The sequence below is a fragment of the Streptomyces sp. NPDC049040 genome (genome assembly GCF_043197715.1).
In the GTDB taxonomy this organism is placed as follows: Bacteria; Actinomycetota; Actinomycetes; order Streptomycetales; family Streptomycetaceae; genus Actinacidiphila.
In genome coordinates, this window is the sequence record NZ_JBICTO010000018.1 from 59,766 (window position 1) to 77,683 (window position 17,918).

A 17,918-nucleotide genomic window follows, 5' to 3' on the forward strand; every position below is an offset into this window, starting at 1 on the left:
GCGGCTCCTCGTTCGGACGCACTGCGGGGGGATGAACCGCAGGGTGGGGCCGACGGACCGTGTCGGGGCGCGGCGAAGCACGTCTGCTCGCGCCGGGGCGGCGACGGGCCCGTCCTGCGGCGTTGCGGGCATCACCTTGGGACTTGGTGGTGGCAAGGGATGCCTGAGCTCCGTCGTGGCGCGCTGATCAGCGCAAACCGCGAGCGGAGTGATGAATTGGTTCGTTGGTTCAAAAAACTAATTGCCCGAGCGTGGAGCGTCAAGGGTTGTCACAGACAAGTCAATAAGCGCTTCCGTCCCGGCCATCACCACCGGCCCGGTGGCCAACACGGCGCAACCGGGCGGGAGTTGGTGATCCTTCAGAGCACGGGGCTGGTCAGGTCGATGTACGCCGACGGGTCGCGCAGGATCGCCTGCACCCCGGCGCCAGCGGCGCCGCGTACCGCGGCCTCGGTGCCGAGCCCGGAGACCTGGAGCCGGTCGGACCGCCAGCGGCCCGAGGTGACCCGCTCGTGCAACTGCACCTGGAGGCTGGGGACCAGCCACGGTGCCAGCCGGGCGTAGATCCCGCCGATCACCACCTCGGGCGGGTCGAGCAGGTTCACCGCCCCGGACAGCGCGACACCCAGCGCCCGGCCGGCCACCGCGAGCGCCCTGACCGCCGCCTCGTCGCCCTCGGCGGCCAGTGCCGCGAGGCGTTCCACCGGGGCGTTGCCCTCGGTCGGCGCGTCCGGCAGCGCGTGCGGCCGGGGGCCGCCGGTACGGGTCACGGTGGCCGTCGCCGCGGCGGCGGGCGCGGACCCCAGCCGGGTCGCGCTCACCGTGTCGAGTGCTGCGGCCTCGAGGAGCGCGTCCTGGCCCGCGTAGCGCTCCAGGCAGCCGCGCGCGCCGCAGCCGCACTCGGGCCCGTCGGGGATCACCGTGACATGGCCGATCTCCCCGGCGAAGCCGCCGCCACGGAAGAGCGTGCCGTCCACCATCAGCCCGGCCCCGATGCCGATCTCGCCCGACACGTACAGGAAGCTCGCACCCGCGCCGGCCGGCCTGGCCTGGAACTCGCCGATCGCTGCCAGGTTGGCCTCGTTGTCGACCGACACCGCGAGCCGCTGCCGCCCCAGGCCCCGCACCAGCAGTTCACCGGCCGGCACATGGCGCCAGTCCAGGTTGGGGGCGTGCAGCACCCTGTCGTCGTGGACCAGGCCGGGGACGCCGAGCGTCACCTGGACCGGGGTGAGTCCGGCCCGCCTGGCGGCGGCGCATGCCCTGCCCGCGAGCCGGCCCGCGGAGTGCAGCGTCTCCTCCGCGTCCCGGCCGCGGTTGTCGGCGCGCTCGGTGAGGCGCACCCGCGGCGCGCCGGTCAGGTCGGCGACGCAGACCGCGGTGTAGTCGACGTTCACCTCGACGCCGACACCGGCGGCGCCCTGCGGGTTGAGGGCGAGCGCGCCGCCGGGGCGACCGACGCGGCCCTGGTTCTCCGGCACGTGCTCGATGACGAGGCCGGCAAGTCGCAGCTCCTCGACGAGCGAGGAGACGGTCGCCTTGGTGAGGCCCACCCGGGCGGCGACGGTGGCCCGCGAGGCGCTTTCCGTGGCCGCGACCTGACGGAGCACCAGCGCCAGGTTGTGGCGGCGCATGCTCTGCTTGCTCGCCGGCTGCCCGCCGCCGTTCATCACACTGCGACCTTTCTCCGCCGGCGCGGACCACGACGCGTCCGGCACGGCAAACCTCTCTGGCCCATTTATTCATTCACCAAACTAATAGATGCTCCACCGCAGGTCAACGACCTTCAGGACACTCACAGAAAAGCCATTTCGGATCGGTCCAACGCGACGCGGCAGGCGTGGCCGCCCGCCGTGGAGTACCAGGCGGTGATCACTGCGGATGCCGGGGATGCACCTTACGCGCCGACTTCCGCGGACTCGACCCCGCCCCCCGGCGGCGCCGGGGCGTCGCCTCAGGGTTGCCCAAGTCATGTCGCCGCGTGGTGCGTTCGACGGATTCTTGACTGCCTCTTGCCGCACGGCGAAGGGGGTGATTAGTTTATTCGCTGAACTGACGAACAGCTATGTCGGCGCCGTGAGCGCGGGCGAGCCGCCCGTGCCCGGCGGTCCCGGCGGACGCTCGTCCCACTCTCCTTCCCGGCCTCGCAGGCACGCTTCTCCGAACGCTCCGCAGCAGGTGACACACGGAGGTGAAGGCATGGGTTCGGCAACTGCACACGGTCCCCGGCTGGGGGTGTGGATCATCGGCGCACGCGGCTCGGTCGCCACGACCGTCGTCGTGGGCGCCGCCGCCGTCGCCGCAGGACTGACCGCACCGGTCGGCTGCGTGACCGAGCAGGAGGACTTCCGCGGCCTCGGCCTGACCGCCGTGGGCGACCTGGTCTTCGGCGGCTCCGACATCACCGGCACCCCCCTGGTCAAACGGGCGGAACAGCTGGTCACCGCGGGTGTCGTACCCGCGGATCTGCCGGACTCCGTACGGCAGGCACTGGCCGCGGCAGACCGGGAGATCCGGCCGGGCGTCGGCGCCGCGGCCGGCCCGCAGGCACCGCAGGCGACCGCCGTCGCCCGGCAGTTGGCGGACTTCCGCGAACGGCACGAGCTGGACCGGGTGGTGGTGGTCAACCTGTCCTCGACCGCCCCGCAGCCGGCCCCGCACCCGGCCTTCGCGGACCTGGCGGCGCTGCGGGAGGCACTGGCGGGGCCCGAGCCGGTGCTGCCGCCGCACGCCCTCTACGCCTACGCCGCACTCGCCGCGGGTTGCGGCTACATCGACTTCACCCCGTCGGGTGCGATGCTGCTTCCCGCCCTGGACGAACTCGCCCGCACGATCGGTGTCCCTTACACGGGCAACGACGGGAAGACCGGTGAGACGCTGGTCAGAAGTGCGCTCGCACCGATGTTCGCGCACCGGGCGCTGCGCGTACGGGCCTGGTCGGGCACGAACCTGCTCGGCGGCGGTGACGGGGCGACACTCGCGGACCCGTCGGCCGCGGCGAGCAAGACCGCGTCCAAGGCGCGCAGCCTCGCCGAGATGCTCCCCGACCCGGTCGAGGGCGAGGTCCACATCGACGATGTGCCCGCGCTCGGCGACTGGAAGACCGCCTGGGACCACATCGCCTTCGACGGCTTCCTCGGGGTGCGGATGACCATGCAGTTCACCTGGCAGGGCTGCGACTCGGCGCTTGCCGCGCCGCTGGTCATCGACCTGGTCCGGCTGCTCGGCCACGCGATGGCCCGTGGCGCGGTGGGGGTGCAGCCGCAGTTCGCCTTCTTCTTCAAGGACCCGATGGGGGCGCGGGAGCACCGTCTCGTGGCGCAGTACGAGCACCTGCTCGCCTGGACCAGGACACCGGTGTGAGCCCTTCCGCCGGCGCCCCCGGCCCGGCCCCCCGCGGTGGCTGCGTCCGCGCGGCCCCGGATACTTCCCCCCGCCGTCGCGCCCCGGCTGCCGCGCGGCAGAGATCCCGCGCGCGATGCCCCGCGGCCCCGCGGGGCACGACTCCCGCCGCGGGGAGCACCGCCCTTCCGCCGCGGAAGGCGGGCGTCCTCCAGCGGCTCGGGGAGCCGCGAGCCAGGCCCGGACGCACCGCACGCGGGGAGCGCCGTCGCCAATGGCGCCTGCCCGAGGGCCGGGGAAACCGCGAGCCCGGCCGGGGCGCACCGCACGACGCGAGGACCACGGCGGGCGGCACCCGCCCGGGGGCGGCCCCCGGGGACGCCATGGGCGAAGCCCCGCGGCAGGCGCCGCGGGCCGGGGAAGGCCGATGCTGATGCGCCACCTCGACGTGTTCGCCGAGCTGGTCAGGGCGCCCGCCGCCCTCACCGTCCCCGGCGACATCGTGGCAGGGGCGAGCGCGGCGGGCTGGCCGTACGGCGTTCGGGCCGGCGGAGGGCTCGCGGCGGCGTCCGTACTCCTCTACTGGGGCGGCATGGCTCTCAACGACTACGCCGACCGCGAGGTCGACGCCGTCGAGCGGCCGGGCCGGCCGGTCCCCTCGGGCCGGGTGAGCCCGCGCGCCGCGCTGGCCACCGCGGCCGCGCTGACCGCCGCCGGCCTCGGCACGGCCGCCGCGGCGGGCGGCCGGCGGGCGCTCGGCACGGCACTGCCACTGGCCGCGACGGCGTGGGCCTACGACCTGGCACTCAAGGACACCCCGCTGGGCGCCCCCGCGATGGCCGCGGCCCGCGGCCTGGACGTGCTGCTCGCGGCGGGTCCCACGGGCCGCCGGGCCGCGGCGCCCGCGGCGGCGGCCGTCGCCGCGCACACCGGGATCGTGATGGCACTGAGCCGCCGTGAGGCGCAGGGCTCGTCGCACGCGCTGCCCGAAGCGACGCTCGCCGCCACCGCCGCACTCGCGGCCGCGGTCGCACTGGCGCCCGGCGGGCGCGGGGGCCGGCACCGGGCCGCGTCGGCGGCACTGCTGTGCCTGTACGGACGCACCTTCGGCGGTGCCCAGTTCGCGGCGATCCGCAAGCCGGACGCGCGGCGCCTGCAAGGTGCCGTCCGCGCCGGAATCCTCGGTGTGATCCCGCTCCAGGCGGCGCTGGCCGGCCGCGCGGGCGCCACCCGGGCCGCACTCCCCCTGCTGGCGGCGCTGCCGCTGGCCCGCCGGCTCTCACGGAAGGTCTCACCGACGTGACGTCCCGCTCCCCGCTGCGTTTCGGCTACGGCACCAACGGCTTCGCCAACCACCGCTTCGACCAGGCCCTGGACGTGATCGCCGGGCTCGGTTACGAGGGCGTCGCCCTGACCCTCGACCACGCCCACCTCGACCCCTTCGCGCCCGGCCTCGCGGGCCGGCTGCGCACGGTACGGCGCCGGCTGGACGCGCTGGGCCTGGCTGTCGTGGTGGAGACGGGGGCGCGCTACCTCCTCGACCCGTGGCACAAGCACTCCCCCACCCTGCTGCACGAGGACGCCGAAGGCCGGGAGGCCAGAGTCGACTTCCTGGAGCGGGCGATACGGATCGGCGCGGGCCTGGGCGCGGAGGCGGTGTCCTTGTGGAGCGGTGTGCTGCCCGCGGGTACGGCGCCCGAGCGCGGCTGGGATCTGCTGACCGAAGGCTGCGGGCGGCTCGCGCAGACCGCTGCACGCGAAGGCGTGGTGCTCGGCTTCGAACCGGAGCCCGGCATGCTGGTGGCGGACCTGGCGGACTACCGGCGGCTGCGCGACGAGCTGGGCGCTCCGGCGTCCTTCCGGCTCACCCTGGACATCGGCCACTGCCGCTGCCTGGAGCGGGAGCCGGTGGCGGACTGCGTGCGCGCCGCAGCGCCCGACCTGGTGAACGTGCAGATCGACGACATGCGGCGGGGTGTGCACGAGCATCTGGAGTTCGGCGAGGGCGAGATCGACTTCACGCCGGTCCTCGCGGCGCTGGCCGAGGTCGGCTACGGCGGCCTCGTCGCGGTGGAACTCCCCCGCCACAGCCACAGCGCGCCGCAGACCGCCCGCCGCTCGCTGGCCTTCCTGCGCGCGCACGCGCAGCCGCGGCGGCCCTCTCCCGCCGACGCGGTGGACGCCGACCTGGCAGCCGAAGGCCGGGCCTGGCTGGCCGCGGCGGTGGCCAGGGCCGCCGCGGATCCCGCGGCGCTGCTCACCGACTTCCCCGCCGCGGCCCGCGCCTGCGGGCGGGGGCCGCTGACCGCGCCCGGCTGGGAAGGGTGGACGGTGGACGAGGCCGCCCGGGCCGTCCTGCTCGGCGGCGCCTCGGCGGACACGGTGGCCGACGTCTACGCCCGCGGGGACCGCGCGGAACGGCGGGCGGTGCTGCGGGCGTTGCCCTGGCTGGATCTGGGCAGCGCCACGCCCGCGCTGCTGGAGGACGCCCTGCGGACCAACGACGGCGCACTGGTCGCCGCCGCGCTCGGCCCGGCCGCCGCCGCGCTCGACGCCGGCGCCTGGCGGCAGGGGGTGCTCAAGTGCGTCTTCCTCGGCGTGCCGTTGACCGCGGTGGCCGGGCTCGGGGAGCGCACCGACGCCGAACTCGCCCGGATGCTGCTGGACTTCGCCCACGAGCGGGTCGCGGCCGGCCGTGACGTGCCCGCGGACGTCCTGCCGCTGGTGCGGCGCTTCCCCGCACTGCTCGACGCCTCGCCGATCCACGCGGAGGCGGCCTCGCCCGAGCCGCGCAGGGCCGAGGCCGCCCGGCGGGTGCTCGCCGCCCTGCGCTGACCCCAGGAACCCGACCCAGGAGCACGGCATGCGCATCTTCGACCCGCACATCCACATGACCTCGCGCACCACCGACGACTACCGGGCGATGTACGCGGCGGGCGTACGCGCCCTGGTGGAGCCCGCGTTCTGGCTGGGGCAGCCGCGCACGTCCGCCGCCGCCTTCGTGGACTACTTCGACGGGCTGCTCGGCTGGGAGCCGTACCGGGCCGCCCAGTACGGAATCCGGCACCACTGCGCCCTCGCGCTCAACCCGAAGGAGGCCAACGACCCGCGCTGCGCCGAGGTGCTGGACCTGCTGCCGCGCTACCTGGTCAAGGACGGGGTGGTCGCGGTCGGCGAGACCGGCTTCGACTCGATGACCGCGGCCGAGGAGAAGGCCTTCACCGCGCAGCTCGCGCTGGCCGTCGAGCACCGCCTGCCCGCGCTGGTGCACACCCCGCACCGCGACAAGGCCGCGGGCACCGCCAGGTCCCTCGACGTGATCAGGGAGTCGGGCATCCCCGTCGAGCACGTCGTGGTGGACCACCTCAACGAGCTGACCGTCCGCCAGGTGCTGGACTCCGGCTGCTGGGCAGGCTTCTCCGTCTACCCCGACACCAAGATGGAGCCCGACCGGATGGTCGCGATCCTGCGCGAGTACGGCACCGAGCGGGTCCTGGTGAACTCGGCGGCCGACTGGGGCCTCAGCGATCCGCTGCGGACCCGCGCCACCGGTGAGGCCATGCTCGCGGCCGGCTTCTGCGCCGACGACGTCGACCGCGTGCTGTGGCGCAATCCGGTGGCCTTCTACGGCAGCAGCGGGCGGCTGGAGGCGGACGGTCCCGCGCTGGACCCGGCGTCCTCCTTCGAAGGCAATTCGATCCGGCGCGGCGGCAGTTGACCCCAGGAGGAGCCATGCGTCTGCGGCACCCGGACGGCACCGCCGTCCATCTCGGCTACTGCACCAACGTCCACCCGGCGGAGGACCTGGCCGGGATCGTCGGCCAACTCGACCGCTACGCCCGGCCGGTACGCGAGCGGCTGGGCGCCGACCGCCTGGGCCTCGGCTTGTGGCTCGCCCACGACGTGGCCCGCGAACTCGCCTCCTGCCCGGCGGCGGTCGCCCGACTGCGGGCCGAACTCGGCGCTCGCGGCCTCGAAGTGGTGACCCTCAACGGCTTCCCCTACCAGGGCTTCCACGCGCCCGTCGTCAAGCACGCCGTCTACCTGCCGGACTGGGCGTCCGACGAACGGCTCGCCTACACCCTCGACCTGGCCGACGTGCTCGCAGGACTGCTCCCCGACGACGTGCCGCACGGCAGCATCTCGACGCTGCCGCTGGCCTGGCGCGACCCCTGGGACGCGGGCCGCCGGGCGGCTGCGGGGCAGCGGATCCGGGCACTGGAGGAGGGGCTCGCGAAGCGGGCGGCCCGCGACGGGCGGCCGGTCAGGGTCGGCTTCGAGCCGGAACCTGGTTGCGTGGTCGAGACGGTGGGGCAGATCGAGCGGGAACTGACCGGCCTGGGCGGCGATCTGCTGGGGCTCTGCCTCGACGTGTGCCATCTGGCGGTGTCGTTCGAGGACCCGTCCCTGGTGCTGGCCAAGGTGGCGGCCGCCGGGCTCGCGGTGGTCAAGGTGCAGGCCTCCTGCGCGCTGCAGGCCGACGACCCGGCCGATCCCGCCGTACGCGACGCGCTGGCCGCCTTCGTCGAGCCGCGCTTCCTGCACCAGACCCGGGAGTCGGGTGCGGGCGGCGCCGCACACGCCGCGGACGACCTCGCAGAGGCACTCTCCGGTCCCGGCGCGCTGCCGGGGGCGGCGCCCTGGCGGGTGCACTTCCACGTGCCGCTGCACGCACCGCCCGAGCCGCCGCTGGCCGGCACGTCCGCCGTGCTGGAGCAGACCCTCGCGGTGCTCTTCGGCGGTCCCGAGGCGCTGGCCGACCACGTGGAGGTCGAGACGTACACCTGGTCGGTGCTCCCCGCGGCCCTGCGGCCGGCGGGCGCCGACGCGCTGGTCGCCGGCATCGCCGCAGAAGTGGCCTGGGCCGCGGGCACGTTGACCCGTCTCGGACTCCAGGAGGTCGCGGCATGACGCCGTCGTCGCAGCGCCGCAGGACCGTCGTCCTCGACGTGGTCGGGCTCACCCCGCGGCTGCTGGCCCACATGCCGGCGCTGCGCACGGTCGCGGCCGAGGGTTTCACCGCGGCGATGGGCACCGTCTTCCCCGCGCTGACCTGCCCGGTGCAGTCCAGCATCCTGACCGGAGCGATGCCGGACGAGCACGGCATCGTCGCCAACGGATGGTTCTTCCGCGACGCGGGGGAGATATTCCACTGGCGGCAGTCCAACAGCCTGGTGCGGGGCGACAAGCTGTGGTCCGCGGGCCGCCGCCGCGACCCCGGCTACCGCGTCGGCAACATCTGCTGGTGGTACGCGATGGGGATGGACATCGACGTCACGGTCACCCCGCGCCCGGTCTACCACCACGACGGGCGCAAGTCGCAGGACTGCTACGCCCATCCGCAGTCGGTGCACGACGAACTCACCGCGGCGCTGGGCCCGTTCCCGCTGTTCAGCTACTGGGGGCCGGGAGCGGGCATCGCCTCCACGCGGTGGATCGTCGGCGCCGCCGGGCACGTACTCGACACCCGCGCGCCCGACACCCTGCTGGTCTACATCCCGCACCTGGACTACGAGTTGCAGCGGCACGGCCCCGAGGGGCCGCAGGCGCGGGCCGCGGCCCGCGCGGTGGACGACGAGCTGGCCCCGCTGCTGCGCAGGCTTCGCGCGGAGGGCACCACCGTCGTGGCGCTGAGCGAGTACGGCATCACCGCGGCCCGCCGCCCGGTCGACGTCAACCGGGCGCTGCGCCGCGAAGGGCTGCTCAACGTCCACGTGCAGCAGGACATGGAGAACCTGGACCCGTGGACCTCGCCGGCCTTCGCCGTCGCCGACCACCAGGTGGCGCACCTGTACGTCCGCGATCCGGCGGACATCTCCCGGGTGCGGGACGTCGTCACGTCACTGCCAGGCGTGGACCGGGTGCTGGACCGGGGTGAGCAGGCGCAGTTGCGGATCGGGCACGAGCGCTCCGGCGAACTGGTGGCGATCGCCGAGCCGGACGCCTGGTTCACGTACTACTACTGGCTCGACGACGACCTCGCGCCGGACTTCGCGACCGGGGTGGACATCTTCCGCAAGGCCGGTTACGACCCGGCCGAGCTCTTCTTCGACCCGACCGATCCGACGGTCAAGCTGCGGGCCGCGATGTCGGTGGCCAAGCTCAAGCTGGGAATCCGCACCTCGCTGCAGGTCGTCGGCCTCGACCCGTCCTGTGTACGCGGCAGCCACGGGCGGCTGCCGGACGACCCGCGCGACGGTCCGCTGCTGATCTGCTCCGACCCCGCCTACGGCAGGGAGCACTACCACGTGACGGAGGTCAGGGACCTGCTGCTGCGGCTCGCGGGGCTCGGCTCGCCGGGCTGAGGAGTGTCCGGCGGCGGACGGCGCACAGGGTCCTGGCGGCCGCGCCCGCTCAGCTGCCTGCGGCCGGTCCTGAACCGCCGAGCAGGCCGTCGGCCGCCTTGTTGACCTTGGCGAGCGCGGCCATCAGGCAGTTGCGCTCGGCCTCGGTGAGGTCCGCGGTGACCTGCTCCTCCAGGTGCAGCCGCGCCGATTCGACCGGTTCGCGCAGCGCGCGCCCCGCGTCGGTGAGCCACAGCCGGACCAGCCGGTTGTCCCGGTCATCGCGGCGGCGTACCAGCAGTCCCGACGCCGTCATCCGGTCGGCCATCTTGACCACTGTCGGGGTGGTGACGTGCAGGCGCGCGGCGATCTCGCCCGGGGTCCTGCCGTCCTGCTCCCACAGGGCGGCGAGCAGGTGGTGCTGGCCGTAGTGCAGGCCGTTGCGCCGCATCGCCTCGTCGGCGAGCGCGCGCAGCACCTTGGTGGTCCTGCTGTGCAGGTCGAGGAATTCGGGCATCGCGGCCTTCCGCCGGCGGGGGCGGCACGGGACGCTCCCGGAATCGATTGACGGCTAATGATTAGCCGACTAGCGTTCCCCCGGTCAGATCATTAGACGGCAAACGACCCGAGGAGATCCCGATGATACTGGTCACCGGCGCCACCGGAAACATCGGCCGCGAGCTGGTCGGGCAGCTCGACGCGGCAGGCGTCGCCTGCCGCGTCCTGGTGCGCGACCCGGCCCGCGCCGCCGCGCTGCCCCTGAGCGCCGAGCGCGTCACCGGCGACCTCACCGCGCCCGCGACGCTGGCCCCCGCCTTCGCCGGCATCGAGCGGCTGTTCCTGCTCACCCCTGGCATCACCACCGCCACCACGGCACACGCGGTCGCCGCCGCCCGGGCCGCGGGCGTACGGCACATCGTGCACCTGTCGTCCACCAACGTGCTGGGCGACCCGATGCCCGCGATGGGCCGCTGGCACCACGAACGGGAGCGGATCGTGCTCGGCTCCGGCATCCCGGCGACCGTGCTGCGGCCCGGCGGCTTCATGACCAACGCACTGGACTGGCTCCCCACCATCCGCGACGGGGGCTACGTCCTCGACCCGGTCGGCCCCGGCCGGATCGCGCCGATCGACCCCGCTGACATCGCGGCGGTCGCCGCGCTGGTCCTCACCGCTGAGGGGCACGCGGGCGAGCACTACGCCCTCACCGGCGCGGAAGCCCTCACGGTGGCCGAGCAGGTGGCGATCATCGCGGCAGCCGCCGGCCGGCCGATCACCGTCCGCCCGACCGCGACGGCGCAGGAAGCGGTGGCGGCCCGCTTCCCCGGGGGTGCGCCGCCGGCCCTCGCCGAGGCCCTCATCGAGGGCTTCGCACTGCTGCGGGCCGACACCGAGGGCTTCCGCACCGACACCGTGCGGCGGCTGCTCGGCCGCGAGCCGGCCCGCTTCAGCGACTGGTGCGCGCGCCACGCCGACGCCTTCCGCGTCGGCGCCGCGGCCTGAACACACCGACCGGTCCGCCGCCGTGCCGGTCGCAGGCATGGGCGGAAGGCTCGGACCAGGTTTTCGCGAAGGCCCTAATACATCGGACACAGGTCGCGGCGGATGGCTTCGACGATACGGGTGCCCTCCTCCCTGGTCAGCTGGGCCTGCTCGTTGTCCAGGGCAAAGATCGTCTCGGTCAGGATTCGCCCCGGCTCCCGGTGGTTGGCCAGCTCCAGGCACGTGCCCATGCTGTTCGACATGAGGGACGCCTGCGTGGGGCGCCCGGCGACGATGGCGCGGTCGATCGCGTTCAGGTCCGCGAGGTACGCGGCCTGCTGGGCGGGGCTGGGGGTGGGCAGGTCGGCGTACGTGACGCGCTTGCCAGCCGCTGCGGACGGCGTGTCCCCCGGCACCGGGGCCGTGGAGCCGGGATTCCGAGCGGCCGAGGCGCTCACCGCGACCGGAGGCGCCGTTCGATCCTCGGCACCGGCCCGGCCGTCGCCGCTGCCGCATCCGACGGCGGTCATGGACACCATGAGCACGAGGCCGGCACTCGAGGTACGGACACGCAACGGATACTCCTCTGCGGGGACGGGCGAAGGCGGGGCTTCCGGGATTCACCAACCTATCGCCGGTGGATCCCGGGGCCTCGGCCAGGCCCTAGCTCGCCAGTGACGCCGCGTCACCCATCACCACGACCGGATGCAGGGCCGGGTCGAGAGTGGCCAGCAGCTGCTTCATGTGCGGCTCGGACACGCTGACGCAGCCGTGGGTGGGGCCGCCGTGGTCGACGTGCAGCCAGATGCCGCCGCCTCGCGACGCGCCCATCGGGCGGGTCCAGTCCAGCGGGGACACGCCGGTGATGCGGTTGTAGTCGATCGCGACGACGTAGTCGAAGGACCCGGCGAGCCGCTCGCCGCGGAAGCCGCGACCCCCGATGCTGAAACCGCCGGAGTGGTGGTAGGGGAGTTTCGTGCCCGGGTCGGACCGCAGCCCGCCGGCGTCGGAGAGCGTGAACACCCCAATCGGTGAGCGCAGATCGCCCGCGTGGTGGTCGGTGGTCCAGCCGTCCTTGGCGTTGTGGGCGGGCCAGGCGGCGCCCGGCTGCCAGCCGCCGTCGGGGGTCCTGCGGTAGACGACGACGGTCGCGTCGGAGGAGGTCCGCGACCGACCGGTCACCATGACGAGCTGCCCGGTCTGCCGCGGTATCCGCGCCAGCGTCCGCGGCCCGAGGCCGGGCAGCGCCTGCGGCGGGGCGGGCTTCGCCGTCGGCGGCCGCGCCGTCGTGGTGCCGGTGCCCGGCGGCCGGTCGCCGGCCGCGACCGGCGCGACCCGGTCCTGGGCGGGCGTGCCGACGGTGGTGCCGCAGCCGGCGAGCACGGCGATCGCCGCCGCGCTCAGTCCGGACAGCAGGACGCGGGGGGAAGGGGAAGGCATGGGTGGAGCCCTTCGGTGCAAGAGGGTGACACCTGTGCAACCACCTGGCATCGCGTGCGGGTTGCCTTGTGCCCGCGAACCCGTGCGGTGACCCGCGCGGCGGGCCGCCCGGACGGGGCGCGCCCTCGCACCGCCGCCCGGCGGCTCCCCACCGGCCGTGCCCCGCAGACGAGTTCACGTCGAGACCTTGACGCCATGCGCGTACGGCAACGTCGACAACCAGCCGTCCTGCCAGAACCCCGACATCCTGGACATCGGCGACGTGAACCCGTCAGGTCATCTGCCGGTGGCCTTCCCCGCTTCGCTGTCCCGGGTGCCGGCGAACACCGCCGCGCAGTGGCCGGGCACCAACGGCCGGGTCAGCTGCTCGGAGGGCCTCAAGGTCGGCTACCGGTGGTACGACGCGAACAACCTGACCGCGCTGTTCCCCTTCGGCTTCGGGCTGTCCTACACCGGCTTCTCCTTCGGCGGCCTCCGGGTCGGCGCGGTCACGAACGGGCAGGCCACGGTGAAGGCGACGGTGACCAACACCGGCAGCCGGGCGGGCACCGAGGTCGCCCAGCTCTACGTGGCCGGTCCCGGCTCCGCCGGTGAGCCACCGCACCAGCTGAAGGGCTTCCAGCGGATCAGCCTGGCGGCGGGTGCCTCCGGCACGGTCACCTTCACCGTGCCGGTCCACGCGCCGGCGTCCTGGTCCACCACGGCGGGCCACTGGGTGGCCGGCGCGGGCACGTGCCAGATCCTGGTCGGCGACTCGTCGCGCAGCCTCCCGCTGAGCGGCGGCCTCACGCTGCCGTCCGAGGTGACCGCCGACTGACGGCGGCGGTCACCGTGCGTGGCGTCGCCCGCGGCGCCTCGCACCGGCCGGACCCGGCGGGGGCCTTCACAGCCCCCATACGCCCTTGCCGAGCGTGGTCAGGCCGCCGGCGAGGGCGAGCAGCAGGATGGTCAGCCGCGCCCAGCGCTCCGGCACGCGTTCGGCGAGCACCCGGCCGGCCAGGGTGCCGACGGCCATGCCGCCGCAGGCCAGCACCCACACCGGCGTCGCGAGGTGCGGCACCCCCTTGGCGCCCAGCGACAGCGCGTTGACCACGAGGCCGTAGAACTGGGCGTTGGGCACGAACTCGGCAACCGACCACTCCGCGTTGACCGCGTAGAGCGACACGGCGGGGCCGCCGACACCGGCGGAGGCGTTCATGAAGCCGCTGGCCGCGCCCGCGGTCAGGGCTCCCCCGCGGCCGCGCAGCGCGGGCACCCGCACCCCGCTGCCGATCACCGTGACCGCCGCGGTGACCAGCAGGCCCATCCCGGTCAGCAGCACGGCCTCCGGTACGTGCGCGAGCGCCCACGCCCCGGCGGGCACGGTGCAAGCGGCCGCCAGCACCAGCGGCGCCATCGCGGCCAGACGCACCCGGCGCCAGGTGTCGAGCAGCCCCACGGCGCTGATCACCCCTGACGCGCAGTTGGACAGGGCGACCCCGTGCGCGGGGCCGATCAGCAGGACCAGTGCCGGCACGGCCACCAGCGCGAAGCCCATGCCGGACATCCGCTGCACGGTCGAACCGGCCAGGACTATGCCGGCCAGTGCCAGTGCGTCGGCCCATCCGTTCACGCGGCACTTCCGCGGCGCCCGAGCGCCGTCCTGGCCACGGCCGCGTAGCAGGCCAGGCCCACCGCGGCGCCCGCGCCGCCGCCGAAGGCGACGGCCGGCACGAGGTCGAGGATCCCCGCCGAGCGCAGCGGGCCCTGGTCCCAGCGGGCCAGCCGGGCTGCGGCGCCGGCGGCGGCCGCCGCGCCCACCAGGGCGGTCGCCGCGATCCGGGTGCGGGTCGAAAGGCGCGGCCGCGGCGGTGCCTGCACGGGGGCGGCGCGCAGGGTGCGTGCCGCGTACCAGCCGATGACGCCGAGGCCGAGGACGGAGGACCCGAACTGCAGGTCGTAGTAGAGCGGGCGGCCCAGCACGGTGCGGTTCAGCACCGGCAGCAGCCGGGTGCCGGCCCTGCCGCCGTGGGTGAAGGCGTCCCAGGCCACGTGGGTCGCGGCACCCACGGCGGCGGACAGCGCGAAGCGGCCGGCGCCCGCCACCCCCCGGTTCCTGCCGGTCGGTGCGGTCGCCGCGTCGGCGGCCGCCGCCCAGCGGTCGGGCAGCAGGGCGACCAGCGGCTCGCGCAGCAGCCAGTGCCAGCCGGCGGCGAGTGCCGCGGCGATGGCCACGTCGGCGGTCGGCACGCCGAGCGGGCTGTGGGTGAACACGCCGAATCCGAAGGTGCCGTGCACCAGCGAGTCGGTGAAGTAGGGGATGTCGGGAGCCAGCGACCCCGCGACCAGGGCCGAGGCCACCAGCGGTCCGCGGGGTCGGCCGTCGCGCAGCATCGGCAGCACGGCGGCGGGATGACTGAGTGTGAACGGCATTCCGCCATCTTCCCCGCAGCGGCACGCGGCGGGCGGACGGGGGGCAGCGTGTCCCCCCGTCCGCCCGTTCCGGGTCTTCAGCGGGGTCGGGTCAGGGGGTGTAGACCTGCGGGCGGGGCGCGGTCTGCATGCCGTTGCCGAGGAAGAAGCTCGGGTGCGGCGGCTGGTTGTACGCGGTGTTCTGCCACGCGAGGGCGGTGCGGTACTGGGTGTCGTGCAGCAGGGTGGTGATCCGCAGGTCGGTGGTGTCGGGTGTCGCGTAGATCCGCAGCGCCCGGTTGTCGGTGGTGGGCCAGACGACTTCCTCGCGCCAGTCGCCGAAGAGGTCGCCGGACAGGCTGGGCGTCGCCTTGGTGCCGTTGTCGGAGTGCACCCCCGACGCGGTCAGCAGCCGGGTGTCGGAGGAGGTCCCGTACTTGTCGATGTGGGTGGCGTCCACCAGTTCGCGGACCGGGTCGCCGTCCCACCAGGCCAGGAAGTTCGCCGAGCCGGGTTTGCGGCCGATGTTCTGGCCGGTGTCGCTGAACAGGCCGCTGACACCGGACGACCAGGACTCGGCGCCGGGGCTGCCCGCGTAGACGTCGTCCGAGACGCCGCGGCCGTTGTCGCAGCCGCAGCTGGCGTTGGACCACAGGATCCTGCCGGTCTTGGCGTCGGCGAACCAGGCGGCGAGCTTGGAGGTGTCCTCGTCGACCTTGAAGACCTCCAGGCCGGGGTGCGAGGGGTCGAGGTCGCCGACGTGCAGCGCGTCGCCGTGGCCCTGGTTGGTGTTCCACAGTCCGTGGCCGTTGTCGTCCACGGCCATCGAGCCGTACTCGATCTCGTCCTTGCCGTCGCCGTCGAGGTCTGCGGTGACGAGCTGGTGGTCGCCCTGGCCTGCGTAGGCGCTGTTGCCCGAGTCGTTGCTGTCGAAGCGCCAGCGCTCCGTGAGCTTGCCGTCCCGCCAGTCCCAGGCGGCGATCACGGTGCGGGTGTAGTAGCCGCGGGCCATGATGATCGACGGTCGCTTGCCGTCCAGGTAGGCGGTGCCGGCCAGGAAGCGGTCCACCCGGTTGCCGTACGAGTCGCCCCAGGACGACACGGTGCCGCGGGGCGGGTCGTAGTTGACGGTCTGCATGGCGGCGCCGGTCTGCCCGTTGAAGACGCTCAGGTATTCGGGCCCGGACAGGACGTAGCCGGAGGAGTTGCGGTAGTCGGCGCTCGAGCTGCCGATCACCTTGCCGGTGCCGTCGGTGGTGCCGTCGGCGGTCTTCATCACGACCTCGGCCTTGCCGTCGCCGTCGTAGTCGTAGACCTGGAACTGCGTGTAGTGGGCGCCCGAGCGGATGTTGCGGCCCAGGTCGATGCGCCACAGCCGGGTGCCGTCGAGGGTGATGCCGTCCATGATGGTGTCGCCGGTGTAGCCCGACTGGGAGTTGTCCTTGGAGTTGGTCGGATACCACTTCAGTACGAGGTCAAGCCGGCCGTCCCCGTCGAGGTCGCCGACCGAGGCGTCGTTGGCCTCGTAGGTGTAGGCGACGCCGTCGGGGGTCGTGCCACCGGCCGGCGGCGAGATCGGCACATCGTGGTAGCCGTTGGCGAAGGAGAGGGACGCGGGGGACGCGGCCTGCTCGGCGCCGTCGACCACCGCTCGCACGGTGTAGGTCGAGCCGGCGGCGGCACCCGCGTCCAGGTAGTCCGTCGCGCCGGTCAGCGGCGCGGAGTTGACCTTGGTGCCGCCTCGGTAGACGTTGAAGGCGACGTTGTCCGGGTCGGTGCCGAGCCAGCGCCATGACACCAGGTTGCCCGAACCGCTCCTGACCGCGATCACCCCGCGGTCGAGCTTCTCGACCTGGCGGCCTTGGCCGGAGGCCGGCGGCGTCGTGGGAGGCGTGGTCGGCGGCGTGGTGGGGGGTGTGGTCGGCGGTGTGGTGGGGGGTGTGGTCGGCGGTGTGGTGGTCGTACCGCCGGTGCAGGTCACGCCGTTGAGGGTGAAGGAAGCCGGGGCGGTGGGCGTGCCGGAGCCGGAGATGGCCCCGTTGAATCCGAAGGACGCCGAACCACCGGTCGGTATGGCTCCGTTGTAGCTGACGTTCGTCGCCGTGACCTGGCTGCTGTTGAGGGTCACGTCGGCGTTCCACGCCTGGGTGACCGTCTGCCCGGAGCCGAAGGTCCACTTCAGGCTCCATGACGACAGGGCGTCACCGAGGTTGGTGATCTTGACGTCGGCGCCGAAGCCGCCCTGCCAGGTGCTGGTGACGGTGTAGGTGACACCGCATCCCGCCGCCGCGGGTGCCGCGTCGGCGGGCGCCTGTACGGCCCAGGTGGTGCCGGCCGCGACGAGCGCGCCGACCACCGACGCCGCCCAGGCGCGGCGGCGCGATCGTTTCCGACAGGTCGTCATGGATCCTCCAGAGGTGGGGGGAAGGAAACCGGGTTGGAACGATACAAGGAGTGTGGGAGCGCTCCCACAATTTCGTCAACGGTTTTCCCGGGAATTCCTCCTACGTATCGCGGACCGCGGGCGCCCGCGGCGGCCCCGGGCGGTGCCGCCGAACGATCCGCCAGATGTGCCCGAGTCCCCCGCCGAGCAGGGAGAGTTGGGCACCGGATCGGGCCGCCGCCACCGCGGATTTGACAGAAGTCGCGCAGGTCTGGTCGTTTACGGTCAGGCAAGTGCTTGAGTAGGCAACGATCAGACCCCGCACGCGCCGAAGTCGTCGGCGACTCGCCGCGCCGACCGTCGAAAACCACCCGATTCCCTTACCCCGAGCCACCTTCGACCCACCTCGGACCCACCCCCGCCGCACACTCCGCAGAACCGGACGACCGTGACACCGAAGGCACCGTCGCCCGACGGACGCCGACAAGGAGACAGCCCCCGGTCGGATACGATGCACGAACCCCAATAGTTGTATGTCACAACTGCCGCATGGCAGCGCAACAATCAGGGTTGCCCGGTGCAACCCACGGAGGTGG

The 17,918-nt window shown here is 73.9% G+C and carries 15 protein-coding genes; 8 read left to right on the forward strand and 7 right to left on the reverse strand.

Features of this window, described 5'->3' with window-relative positions; genetic code table 11:
- Window positions 1–359: 359 nt before the first annotated feature.
- Complete coding sequence (locus ACGFMP_RS30790; protein WP_393676485.1) at window positions 360–1,670, reverse strand: ROK family protein; 1,311 nt, start codon at window positions 1,668–1,670, stop codon at window positions 360–362.
- Between the two features lie 529 nt (window positions 1,671–2,199).
- Between ACGFMP_RS30790 and ACGFMP_RS30795 the strand changes: the two genes are divergently transcribed.
- The 6 genes from ACGFMP_RS30795 to ACGFMP_RS30820 all read left to right on the forward strand — a co-directional run bounded on the left by ACGFMP_RS30795 (window position 2,200) and on the right by ACGFMP_RS30820 (window position 9,647).
- Entirely contained in the window at window positions 2,200–3,363 is a 1,164-nt protein-coding gene (locus ACGFMP_RS30795) for an inositol-3-phosphate synthase (protein WP_393676487.1), read from the forward strand.
- A 406-nt stretch (window positions 3,364–3,769) separates the two neighbouring features.
- On the forward strand, window positions 3,770–4,645 hold the full coding sequence (locus ACGFMP_RS30800; RefSeq protein WP_393676489.1) for an SCO3242 family prenyltransferase: 876 nt from the start codon (window positions 3,770–3,772) through the stop codon (window positions 4,643–4,645).
- Window positions 4,642–6,177, forward strand: a complete 1,536-nt coding sequence (locus ACGFMP_RS30805) for an EboA domain-containing protein (RefSeq protein ID WP_393676490.1) — start codon at window positions 4,642–4,644, stop codon at window positions 6,175–6,177. Before ACGFMP_RS30800 ends, ACGFMP_RS30805 begins: the two co-directional genes overlap by 4 nt.
- Window positions 6,178–6,205: 28 nt before the next feature.
- On the forward strand, window positions 6,206–7,060 hold the full coding sequence (locus ACGFMP_RS30810; protein WP_393676492.1) for a TatD family hydrolase: 855 nt from the start codon (window positions 6,206–6,208) through the stop codon (window positions 7,058–7,060).
- A gap of 14 nt (window positions 7,061–7,074) precedes the next feature.
- Window positions 7,075–8,253: a metabolite traffic protein EboE gene (gene eboE / locus ACGFMP_RS30815; protein ID WP_393676493.1), complete on the forward strand. Its 1,179-nt coding sequence runs from the start codon at window positions 7,075–7,077 to the stop codon at window positions 8,251–8,253.
- A complete protein-coding gene (locus ACGFMP_RS30820; RefSeq protein WP_393676494.1) occupies window positions 8,250–9,647 on the forward strand; it encodes an alkaline phosphatase family protein in 1,398 nt (465 codons plus the stop codon). Before eboE ends, ACGFMP_RS30820 begins: the two co-directional genes overlap by 4 nt.
- A 49-nt stretch (window positions 9,648–9,696) precedes the next feature.
- Here ACGFMP_RS30820 and ACGFMP_RS30825 read toward each other — a convergent pair whose 3' ends face one another.
- On the reverse strand, window positions 9,697–10,143 hold the full coding sequence (locus ACGFMP_RS30825; protein WP_393676495.1) for a MarR family winged helix-turn-helix transcriptional regulator: 447 nt from the start codon (window positions 10,141–10,143) through the stop codon (window positions 9,697–9,699).
- Between the two features lie 122 nt (window positions 10,144–10,265).
- On the opposite strand from ACGFMP_RS30825, the gene ACGFMP_RS30830 reads away from it, so the two are divergent.
- Entirely contained in the window at window positions 10,266–11,129 is an 864-nt protein-coding gene (locus tag ACGFMP_RS30830; protein WP_393676496.1) for an NAD(P)H-binding protein, read from the forward strand.
- A 74-nt stretch (window positions 11,130–11,203) separates the two neighbouring features.
- Here ACGFMP_RS30830 and ACGFMP_RS30835 read toward each other — a convergent pair whose 3' ends face one another.
- A complete protein-coding gene (locus ACGFMP_RS30835) occupies window positions 11,204–11,683 on the reverse strand; it encodes a hypothetical protein (RefSeq protein WP_393676497.1) in 480 nt (159 codons plus the stop codon).
- An 88-nt stretch (window positions 11,684–11,771) separates the two neighbouring features.
- Window positions 11,772–12,548: a L,D-transpeptidase family protein gene (locus tag ACGFMP_RS30840; RefSeq protein ID WP_393676499.1), complete on the reverse strand. Its 777-nt coding sequence runs from the start codon at window positions 12,546–12,548 to the stop codon at window positions 11,772–11,774.
- A gap of 187 nt (window positions 12,549–12,735) precedes the next feature.
- Between ACGFMP_RS30840 and ACGFMP_RS30845 the strand changes: the two genes are divergently transcribed.
- Window positions 12,736–13,365 carry a fibronectin type III-like domain-contianing protein gene (locus ACGFMP_RS30845; protein WP_393676501.1) on the forward strand — a complete coding sequence of 210 codons (630 nt, stop codon included), beginning with the start codon at window positions 12,736–12,738 and terminating at the stop codon, window positions 13,363–13,365.
- Between the two features lie 66 nt (window positions 13,366–13,431).
- Here the strand turns inward: ACGFMP_RS30845 and ACGFMP_RS30850 are convergent, their stop codons facing one another.
- The 3 genes from ACGFMP_RS30850 to ACGFMP_RS30860 form a co-directional block, all read right to left on the reverse strand.
- Complete coding sequence (locus ACGFMP_RS30850; protein WP_393676560.1) at window positions 13,432–14,094, reverse strand: TSUP family transporter; 663 nt, start codon at window positions 14,092–14,094, stop codon at window positions 13,432–13,434.
- 62 nt (window positions 14,095–14,156) lie between these two features.
- A complete protein-coding gene (locus tag ACGFMP_RS30855) occupies window positions 14,157–14,960 on the reverse strand; it encodes a DUF4184 family protein (RefSeq protein ID WP_393676502.1) in 804 nt (267 codons plus the stop codon).
- A gap of 91 nt (window positions 14,961–15,051) precedes the next feature.
- Window positions 15,052–17,343 carry a cellulose binding domain-containing protein gene (locus ACGFMP_RS30860; protein ID WP_393676504.1) on the reverse strand — a complete coding sequence of 764 codons (2,292 nt, stop codon included), beginning with the start codon at window positions 17,341–17,343 and terminating at the stop codon, window positions 15,052–15,054.
- Between the last annotated feature and the right edge of the window lie 575 nt (window positions 17,344–17,918).